General features: G+C 74.3%; 3 protein-coding genes and 1 pseudogene. All 4 read left to right on the forward strand.

Annotated features, from left to right (window positions below; all coding sequences use genetic code 11):
- Window positions 1-259: pseudogene (locus AOK24_RS40000) on the forward strand (sugar ABC transporter substrate-binding protein); the annotation flags it as partial.
- A 9-nt stretch (window positions 260-268) separates the two neighbouring features.
- Window positions 269-1948, forward strand: a complete 1680-nt coding sequence (locus tag AOK24_RS40005) for a sugar ABC transporter ATP-binding protein (protein WP_055724822.1) — start codon at window positions 269-271, stop codon at window positions 1946-1948.
- Window positions 1945-2931 (forward strand): ABC transporter permease, encoded by a 987-nt coding sequence (locus AOK24_RS40010; RefSeq protein ID WP_055724823.1) that lies wholly within the window; start codon window positions 1945-1947, stop codon window positions 2929-2931. Before AOK24_RS40005 ends, AOK24_RS40010 begins: the two co-directional genes overlap by 4 nt.
- 29 nt (window positions 2932-2960) lie before the next feature.
- Window positions 2961-4658 (forward strand): amidohydrolase, encoded by a 1698-nt coding sequence (locus AOK24_RS40015; RefSeq protein ID WP_055724824.1) that lies wholly within the window; start codon window positions 2961-2963, stop codon window positions 4656-4658.
- The last annotated feature ends 199 nt before the right edge of the window (window positions 4659-4857 follow it).

A 4857-nucleotide genomic window follows, 5' to 3' on the forward strand; every position in this document is an offset into this window, starting at 1 on the left:
CGCCGTCCTGTCCGCCGACGACCCGAAGACGTTCGTCGGCGGACAGGACGGCGCCGTACCCTCGCTGCTCGCCGTGAAACAGGGCACCTTCTACCGGGCCTCGGCCGCCCTCGCGCCGGACGACATCGCCGGCGCCGTCGTCGCCGTGCCGCGCGCCGTCGCCGCCGGGCAGGCGGACCCCGGCGTCCAGGTGCCGGTCACCCTCGTCGGCCACGGCGACACCGCGACGATCGACGACCTGCTCGCCCAGAACGGCTGAGGGGCCGCCATGACGCCGGTGAACCTGCGCGTCCGGGGGCTGAGCAAGTCCTTCGGCGGAGTGCGCGCGCTGGACGGCGTGGACCTGACCGTGCCGATGGGACAGGTCCACGCCCTGCTCGGACACAACGGGGCGGGCAAATCCACGCTCATCAAATGCCTGGGCGGTGCCTTCGCGCCCGACGCGGGCACCATCGAGGTCGGCGGGACCCCGTACGCCCGGCTCACCCCGCGCGCGGCCATCGACGCCGGGGTGGCGATCATCTTCCAGACACTGAGCGTCGTCGACACGCTCACCGTGACGGAGAACATCTTCCTCGGCCAGGAGTGGACCCGGTACGGCCGCATCGACCGGCGCGCCCAGGAGAAGGTCGCCGCCGGGCTCCTCGAACGGGTCGCGGCCACCTGCTCCCCGCGCGACCGGGTGGGCCAACTCCCCATGGGTCAGCGCCAGTTGGTCGAGATCGCCAAAGCCCTCAGCCGCAGCGCCTCCGTCCTCGTCCTCGACGAGCCCACCGCCGCCCTGTCCACCGCCGAGAGCCACGCCCTGGCCGAACGCGTCGAGGACCTGCGCACCCAGGGGCTCGCCATCGTGTACGTCACCCACCTCCTCTCGGAAGCCGAGCGCCTCGCGGACGCGGTGACCGTCCTCCGGGACGGCCGCGTCACCCACCACGCCCCGACAGCGGGCTGGACCCGCCACGACCTGGTCGAGGCGATCGCAGGGCACCTGACGGAGGAACGCCGGGGGCAGCGGGATGCGCGTGCGCCCGGAGCTGTCCGAGTCGCCGGGGGACCTTGCGAGGAGGCGTCGGCGCCTGTCCGTGAGCCCGGTGCGGAGGCGTCCGCGCCCATCCGCAGGTCCGGTTCGGCCCAGTCCGCCGGAGGGCCTCGTGAGCAGCCGCTTCCCGGCCCGCCCCGGCTCACCGTCGACGCGCTGGAAGGTCCCGGCTTCGGGCCGGTGAGCCTCGCGGTCCGTGCAGGGGAACGCGTCGGTCTGTTCGGGCTGATCGGGGCCGGCCGTACGCGCATCCTGGAGACCCTGTACGGGAGACGCCGGGCCACCGGCGGGACCGTACGGGTCGGTGAACGGGTCGTGGCGCCGCGCCGCCCCGCCGACGCGCTCGGCGCGGGCATCGCCCTCGTCCCCGCCGACCGGCGCCGGCAGGGACTGTTCCCGGGGCTCGGCGCGCAGGACAACGTGCTGCTGCCGTCCGTACGGCCCCTCGCCCGGCTCGGCGTACGGAACCTGGCCGCCGAACGCCGGGTGTTCGGCGCGCTCGCCGAGGCGGTGGCGCTGCGCCCGGCCCGGCCCCGGCTGCCCGCGGCGGCGTTCTCGGGCGGCAACCAGCAGAAACTGGTCCTCGGCCGGTGGATCAACGAGTCCCGGCGTACGGACGTCCTCCTGCTGGACGAGCCGACCCAGGGCGTCGACGTCGGCGCGCGCCAGGAGATCTACCGCGTGGTGTCGTCCCTCGCGTCCGACCGGGGCACCGCCGTGCTGTTCGCCTCCAGCGACCCCGAGGAGGCCGCCGCCCTCGCCGACCGCTGCCTGATCGTCGCCGACGGCCGGATCGTCGGCGAACTCTCCGGCTCCGAACTCACGGAAGCCGCCCTGCTGTCGGCGGTCCACCAGCCGACACCGGACACGGGAACACCCGCCACCGACCCCGCCGAAGGAACCCCATGACCACCGCCGACCCCCTCCTCACTCGTCCTCGCCCCCGCCTCCTCACCGACGGCGGGCTCGCCGTTCTCCGGAGGCAACCCCTCCTCCCCGTCCTCCTCGCCCTGATCCTCGCCTTCGAGCTGTCCACCGGCGCTTTCCTGACTCCCGCGAACCTGCGCGGTATCGCCACCGACGCCGCCACGCTGGCGATCGTCGCGGTTCCGTCGGCCCTGCTGGTCATCAGCGGATACCTCGACCTGTCGGTCGGCTCGACGCTCGCGCTCGGCGGACTGACCGCGGGACGGCTCGCCGGAGAAGGGATGTCGCCCGCCGTCGCCGTGCTGGGCGCGCTGGCCGCCGGTGCTGCCGTAGGGGTCGTGAACGGGGTTCTGTGCTGCTACTTCGGCCTGTCGGCGTTCATCGTCACGCTGGGCATGCTGACGGCGGTGCGGGGGCTGGGCCAGCAGTTGTTCCCGCTGCCGCTGAGCGGTTTCGGCACCGGGTTCGCGTGGCTCGGCGGAGCCCGCCTCGTGGGGGTGGCGGCGCCGGTCGTCATCGCCGTGCTCGTGCTCGTGGCGGGCGCGGTGTTCCTCGCGCTCACCCCCGCCGGGCGGCACGTCTTCGCGATCGGCGTCAACCGGGAGGCCGCCCACCTCTCGGGCATCGACGTCCGCCGTACGCCCTTCGTACTGTTCGTGGTCACCGGTGCGGCGGCGGCGCTGGCCGGAGCGATCAGGGCGTCGGTGCTGGACAGCGTCGTCGCCGGGACGTCGGGGGTCGGCTTCGAACTGGCCGTGCTCACCGCCGTGCTGGTCGGCGGGGTCGCGCTGACCGGCGGTTCCGGCTCGATCCTCGGCGTCCTGCTCGGCGTGCTGTTCCTGGGCTGCTTGCAGAACGGCCTGACCCTGCTGGACGTACCGACGTTCTGGCAGCAGATCACCCAGGGCGGCGCCCTGGTCGCGGGCGCGGCCCTGGCGTACGCCGCGCCCCGCGCCACACGGTGAACCGTCCCTCGTACCCGGAAGAGGCTCCTGTGCACCGATCCACCCCCACCCTCGTCCTGACCGGCGGTCAGGTCCTCACCGTCGACGACGGCTTCACGGTCACCGAAGGCGTGGCCGTACGCGGCGGACGCATCGTCGCCACGGGCAGCGACGCCGACATGCGCGCCCTGGCCGGTCCCGGCACCCGGATCGTCGGACTCGGCGGCCGGACCGTCCTGCCGGGCCTCAACGACTCGCACCTGCACGGCGCCGCGTACGGGATGACGAGGCCGCCCTTCACCGTCGACGTCGGCCACCCCGCCGTCGCGTCGATCGCCGGCGTCGCCGACGCGGTACGCCGGGCGACCCACGTGACCCGCCCCGGCGAGTGGATCGTCGGCCTGGGCTGGGACCCCGGCTACCTCGCCGAATGCGTGGCCGACCCGCGCCGCTTCCCGCACCGCCGCGACCTGGACGCGGTCGCGCCGCAGCACCCGGTCTGCCTGACGGACTTCTCCTCGCACATGGTGTGGGCCAACAGCGAGGCCCTGCGCCGCTGCGGGGTCGACGCGGACAGCGCGCACCGGCACGGCGGCGTCGTCGACCTCGACGCCGACGGGACACCGACCGGCATCCTGCGCGAGGCGGCCCAGCGGCTCGTCCAGGCCGCCCTGCCCACCCCGACGATCGCCCAGCGCCGCCGGGCCGTCCAGGGCGTGATCCGCGAACTGCACACACGCGGCATCACCAGCTACACCGAACCCGGCCTCGGCCCGGGCGGCGCCGACACCCTCTTCGGCGGCCTGAGCACCGACAACTGGACCGCGTACGCCGACCTCCTGGCGGCCGGTGAACTCCACGCCAGGGTCAGCGTGCTGCTGCTGCCCGCCCCCATCGGCGGCAGCGCCGACGACGTCCGCAAGGGCCTGGCGGAACTGCGCCGCCCGCACTCGGCGGACCCCCGGCGGCTGAACGCCATCGGCGTGAAGATCTTCGCGGACGGCGTGCCGCCCAACCGCACCGCCTGGATGCGCGAGCCCTACCGGGACGGCGGCCACGGCTCCCTGTGCGTGCACGGCGACACCCCCGAACTCCAGGTCGGCGAGTTGCGCGAGATGATCGCGCTCGCGCACGAGGCCGGTTTCCAGCTGGGCGTCCACGTCACCGGCGACCGCGCGATCGACACGGTCGTCGACGCCCTCCTGGCCGCGAACACGGCCGCGCCCCGCCCCGACGCCCGCCACTACGTCATCCACGGCGACTTCATCGGCGCCGGCAGCCTGGCGAAACTGGCCGCGCACGGCTACGGCGTCAACATGAACCCGGCGATCAAGTGGACGGTCTCCGACCTGATGGACGAGGTCGTCGGCGCCGAGCGCTCCGCGTACCAGTGGCCCGTGCGGTCCGCGATCGACGCCGGGGTCCCGGTGTGCGCGAGCTCCGACGCGCCGATCACCGAACCCGACTGGCGGCAGGGCGTCGCCGCGATGCTGCTGCGCGAGTCGAAGGCCAGCGGCAGGACGAGCGGCCCCGAGCAGCGGGTCACCCTCGCGCAGGCGCTGCGCGCGTACACCGCCACCCCGGCGTGGCAGGACTTCGCCGAGGACTGGAAGGGCACGGTCGAGCCGGGCAAGGTGGCCGACCTGTGCGTCCTGGACCGCCCGCTGCTCGGCCTCGACCCGCACGAGATCTCTGAAGTCGAGGTGGATCTCACCGTGTTCGACGGGCAGGTGGTGCACGAACGCTGACGGCGGCACGGCTGGGGGCCCCGACGAAGCCGGCACCGGGCCTGTGAGGCGCGGCGATCACCGAACCGCGTGGCCCCCTGCCGGCACCGGATCGCGTAGGCCGGCGTCGGCACGGAACCGCCGAGACCCGCGTCGGCACGGAACCGCGTAGGCCCGCGTCGGCACGGAACCGCCGAGACCCGCGCCGGCACGGAACCGC

This window comes from Streptomyces niveiscabiei (genome assembly GCF_001419795.1).
In the GTDB taxonomy this organism is placed as follows: domain Bacteria; phylum Actinomycetota; class Actinomycetes; order Streptomycetales; family Streptomycetaceae; genus Streptomyces; species Streptomyces niveiscabiei.

Excerpts from the sequence above, each read along its gene's own strand:
- AOK24_RS40005 (WP_055724822.1), top strand. The coding sequence starts at position 269 with ATGACGCCGGTGAACCTGCGCGTCCGGGGGCTGAGCAAGTCCTTCGGC.
- AOK24_RS40010 (WP_055724823.1), top strand. The coding sequence starts at position 1,945 with ATGACCACCGCCGACCCCCTCCTCACTCGTCCTCGCCCCCGCCTCCTC.